Source organism: Micromonospora sp. NPDC002296, assembly GCF_040296145.1.
Classification (GTDB): Bacteria; Actinomycetota; Actinomycetes; order Mycobacteriales; family Micromonosporaceae; genus Micromonospora.
This window is the reverse complement of sequence record NZ_JBEOWQ010000107.1, coordinates 1-4,812: the sequence shown is the minus strand read 5'-3', so window position 1 is coordinate 4,812 and position 4,812 is coordinate 1. Positions and strand designations below refer to the sequence as shown.

Here is a 4,812-nt window from a genome sequence, read left to right as displayed (position 1 = left end):
TCGCCCACACCCGAACCCCACACCACCGCACGGTGCTCCAACGCCGCCCGCGACGACACCAACGACCACGCCACATCCACCGCCACCAGATCGGAGCGGCCCCGCACGAACGACGCCAACCGCGCCGCCTGACCCACCAACGCCCGCCCGGAGCGACCCGACACCACCCACGGCACCGGCAGACCAACCACGGCCTCCGGCCCCGGGACAGACTCCACCCCTGGCACAGGCTCCACCCCGGACTGCGGCTCCGGCTCCGGCTGTTCCAGGATCACGTGCGCGTTCGTCCCCGAGATGCCGAACGACGACACCCCCGCCCGACGCGGCCGGCCCACCTCGGGCCACCCCCGCGACTCGGTCGCCAGCTCGACGGTCCCCGCCGACCAGTCGATGTGCGATGACGGCTCGGCGACGTGCAGGGTCGCCGGCACCACCCCGTGCCGCATGGCGAGGACCATCTTGATGATCCCGGCGACGCCCGCCGCCGCCTGGGTGTGACCGATGTTCGACTTCACCGACCCCAACAACAACGGCACATCCCGACCCTGCCCGTACGTCGCCAACAGAGCCTGCGCCTCGATCGGATCACCCAACGTCGTACCCGTACCGTGCGCCTCCACCACATCCACATCACCCGGCGACAACCCCGCCGACGCCAGGGCCTGCCGGATCACCCGCTGCTGCGACGGACCATTCGGCGCGGTGAGACCGTTCGACGCACCGTCCTGATTCACCGCCGAACCCCGCACCACCGCCAGCACCCGACGACCATCCCGCCGCGCATCCGACAACCGCTGCACGACGAGGACGCCGACGCCCTCGCCCCACGCGGTGCCGTCCGCGTCCTCGGCGAACGCCTTGCACCGCCCGTCGGCCGACAGTCCGCCCTGCCGGGAGAACTCGATGAACGCGCCCGGGGTGGCCATCACGGTGACGCCGCCGGCCAGCGCGAGGTCGCACTCACCGGACCGCAGCGCCTGAGCCGCCAGGTGCAACGCGACCAGCGACGACGAGCACGCGGTGTCCACCGTCACCGCCGGGCCCTCGAACCCGAACGAGTACGACACCCGACCCGACAGGACGCTGGCGGAGGCGCCCGTGGCCCCGTACCCGGTCAGCGCCTCACCGGCCTGGCGCACCACGGTCCCGTAGTCCTGGCCGTTGGTGCCGGCGAACACCCCGACCCGGGCCCCGCGCAGGGCGAGCGGGTCGATCCTGGCGTCCTCGAACGCCTCCCACGACGTCTCCAGCAGCAGCCGCTGCTGCGGGTCCATGGCGAGGGCCTCGCGCGGCGAGATGCCGAAGAACTCCGCGTCGAACGCGCCCGCCTCGTGCAGGAACGCCCCCCGGCTGACGTACGACGACTCAACGGAGTCACGCAGGGACGCCAGGTCCCAGTGCCGGTTGGTCGGGAACTCCGACATCGCGTCGACACCGTCGGCCAGCAGGTCCCACAGCTCGGCCGGGGATCCGGCGCCGGCCGGGAAGCGACAGCCCATGCCGACGATGACGATCGGGTCGTCGGCGACGACCGGGCCGCCGACCACGGTCGAAGCGGGCAGGGCCCGACCGCCGAGCAGTTCGGCGTGGATGTGACCGGCGAGGGCGGTCGGGTTCGGGTAGTCGAACGCCAGCGTGCTGGACAGCGTGAGGCCGGTGGCCGCGTCGAGCCGGTTGCGCAGTTCCACGGCGGCCAGGGAGGTGAAGCCGAGGTCCTGGAACGCCCGGTCGGGTGCCACCCGGTCCGCGGAGTCGTGGCCGAGCACGGCGGCGACCTCGCCGCGTACCAGGTCACGCAGTGCGTGCTCCTGCTCCGTGCCGGACATCGCCGCGAGCCGGGCGAGCAGCGCGGACGTCGGCGCCGGGCCGGCGGCGGCGAGCGCGGCCGGCGCGGCCTCGGCCACCAGGTCCCGGGTGAGCGGGTCGGGGCGCGTGCCGGCGACGGCGGCCACCCGCGCCCAGTCGATGTCGGCCACCACGAGGTACGTCTCGTCGCGCCCGAGCGCCGCGGGCAGGGCCTCGACGGCGGTCCGGGGTGCCATGGCCCCGAATCCGTCCCGGGCCAGGCGCTGTTCGAACTCGCCGGCGCTCACCCCGCCGTCGGCCCAGAGGCCCCAGGCGAGCGAGGTCGCCGGGAGTCCCTCGGCGCGACGGCGCTGGGCCAACGCGTCGAGGAAGGCGTTGCCCGGCGCGTAGGTGGCCTGGCCGGCCCCGCCCATGATGCCGGCGAGGGAGGAGAAGAGCACGAAGGCCGACAGGTCCGCGCCGCGGGTCAGCTCGTCGAGGTTGGTGGCGGCGGTCACCTTGGCCCGGAGCGCGGCGGCCATCTGGTCGACGGTCACCGCGTCGATCACGTTGTCGTCGAGCGCGGCGGCGGTGTGCACGACGGCGGTCAGGGGAAGGTCGTCGGGGACCGACCGCAGCAGGTCGGCGAGGGCGGGGCGGTCGGCCACGTCGCAGGACGCCACGGTGACCCGGCTACCGAGCGCGGTCAGCTCGTCGACGAGCGTCCCGACGCCCGACGCCTGCGGACCCCGGCGGCTGACGAGCAGGAGGTGTTCGGCGCCGGCGGCGGCCAGGGCGCGGGCGACGTGTCCGCCGAGGGCCCCGGTGCCTCCGGTGATCAGCACGGTGCCGCGCGGCGTCCACGGGTCGCGGGGGCCGCCGTCGCCGTAGGTGGCCCGGACGAGCCGGCGGGCGTGGCAACCGGCTGCGCGCAGGGCGACCTGGTCCTCCGCGCCGGGGCCGGCGAGCAGCGTACGGAGGGTCCGGACGGCACCCCGGTCAGGGCGTTCAGGCAGGTCCACCAGTCCACCCCAGCGGTGCGGGTGCTCGGCGCGCAGCACGCCGCCGAAGCCCCACGTCATCGCCTGGGCGGGGTCGACATGCCGGTCGCGGGAGCCGACGGAGACCGCGCCCCGGGTGGCGATCCAGAGCCGGGCGGCCATCCCGGCGTCGCCGAGGGCCTGCGCGAGCACGACCGTGCCGGCGAGGCCGGCGGGCACGGTCCCGGTCTCCCCGTACGGCCGGTCGTCGAGCGCGAGGAGGGACAGGACGGCGGTGCCGGCGCGGTCCCGGTCCGGCAGGGCCTCGGTCAGGTCCCGGGCGAGGCGCTTGCGGTCGCAGCCGGCCTCGACCTGAACGGTGCGGGTCCGGGCGGGGTCGAGCGCGGCCACCCAGTCGCCCACCGACGGGTCGGCGTCAGCGGGTACGACCAGCAGGAAGTCAGTGGCCTCGGGCCGGGTGGGGTCGTCCACGACCGGCTGCCAGGCCACCCGGTACCGCCAGGAGTCGAGGGTCGCCTCGGTCTCCCGGCGACGCCGCCAGGTGGACAGCGCCGGGAGCACCTCGGCGAGCGGGGTGTCCGCGTCGACGGCCAGGCTCTCGGCGAGGGCTGCCACGTCCTCCGCGTCGATGGCGCGCCAGAAGGCGTCGTCCTCGGCGGTACGCCGGGTGCCGGCGGGGCGGTGGGATCGGGTGGCCGCGTTGAGCCAGTAGCGCTGGTGGTCGAAGGCGTAGGTGGGCAGGTCCACCGCCCTCGGCCGGACGCCCGCCTGTGCGAGGTACCCGGCCCAGTCCACCGACACCCCGGCCGCGTGCAACTGGCCCACCGCCGCCAACAGCGACTCCACCTCCGGACGGTCCCGACGCAACGCCGCCACCCGACACACCCCGTCACCCTCGGCGACATCGGCCACCATCGCCGTCAGCACCGCGTCCGGGCCCACCTCCAGGAACGTGTCCACCCCCGCGTCACGCAGGGCGGTGACCCCGTCGGCGAACCGCACCGGCTGCCGCGCATGACGCACCCAGTACGCCGAATCAGCGATCTCCAGGGGGTCCGCCACCGCACCCGACACGTTCGACACCACCGGCACGGTCGGGGCACGCCACGACAACCCCGCAACCACGGAGGCGAACTCGTCGAGCATCGGCTCCATCAACGGGCTGTGGAACGCATGACTCACCGACAGCCGTCGGGTGCGCACGCCCCGCTCGCGCCAGGTTCGTTCCACCTCGTCCAGCGCCTCGACCGCTCCCGACACGACGACGGCCGTGGGCCCGTTGACGGCGGCGATCCCCACCCGGTCGGCCAGCCCCTCCAGGACGGCCAGCACCTCGGCCTCGGACGCGGCCACCGCCAGCATTCCCCCACCGGCCGGCAGGGCCTGCATCAGCCGACCCCGCGCCGCCACGAGAACGCACGCGTCCGCCAGCGACAACATCCCCGCTGCGTACGCAGCAGTCACCTCACCGACCGAGTGCCCCGCGAAGAAGTCGACCCGCACGCCCCACGACCGCAACAACTCCCACAACGCCACCTCGACGGCGAACAACCCCGCCTGCGCAAACACCGTCCGATCCAACACACCCGCCTCGGCGGAAGCCTCGAAAACAACCTCCCGCAACGGCGGGAACCCACCGTCGAACTCGCCATCGACCAGCCCACACACCCGGTCGAAGCACTCCGCGAACACCGGGAACCGGTCGTACAGCTCCCGACCCATCCCCACCCGCTGCGAGCCCTGACCCGTGAACAACACCGCCCGACGACCCGACGACACCACACCCGACGCCGCCGCACCCGACACCGCATCCCCGGCCGCCACCGCGTCCAGGCCCGCCACCAGCTCACCCACACCCGAACCCCACACCACCGCGCGGTGCTCCAACGCCGCCCGCGAGGACACCGACGACCACGCCACGTCGGCCGCCGCCAGGTCGGACCGGCCGCGCGCGAACGACGCCAGTCGCGCCGCCTGGCCCAGCAGGGCCCGCCCGGAGCGACCCGACACCACCCACGGCACCGGC

At 74.6% G+C, this 4,812-nt stretch carries 1 protein-coding gene; it reads right to left on the bottom strand.

The window, feature by feature from the left end; translation table 11 throughout:
- Positions 1–4,812: SDR family NAD(P)-dependent oxidoreductase (locus ABT023_RS28825; RefSeq protein WP_350889821.1), on the bottom strand; the 4,812-nt coding region annotated here is incomplete at both ends.